Here is a 277-nt window from a genome sequence, read left to right on the forward strand (position 1 = left end):
CGAAAAAGGCGCGTTTACCGGCGCAAGCGCCTCGCGCACCGGGTTAGTTGAAGCTGCCGACGGCGGCACGCTCTTTCTGGATGAGATTGGTGAGCTACCGCTGGATGCCCAGGCGCGACTGCTACGCGTGCTGCAAGAAGGCGAGATCCGTAAGATTGGCTCGGTAGAAACCCGCCATGTGAACGTGCGCCTAATCGCAGCAACGCACCGAGACCTACGCTCCCTCTCTAAAAGCGGCGAGTTCCGCCTCGACCTGTACTACCGCCTCAATGTGATG

The 277-nt window shown here is 60.3% G+C and carries 1 protein-coding gene; it reads left to right on the plus strand.

From position 1 onward, the window contains the following. A partial coding sequence (locus R0J88_RS19840) for a sigma 54-interacting transcriptional regulator (RefSeq protein WP_410900853.1) occupies positions 1–277 on the plus strand: 277 nt, incomplete at both ends.

Source organism: Pseudoalteromonas sp. SIMBA_162, assembly GCF_046535955.1.
GTDB classification, from domain to species: Bacteria; Pseudomonadota; Gammaproteobacteria; order Enterobacterales; family Alteromonadaceae; genus Pseudoalteromonas; species Pseudoalteromonas marina.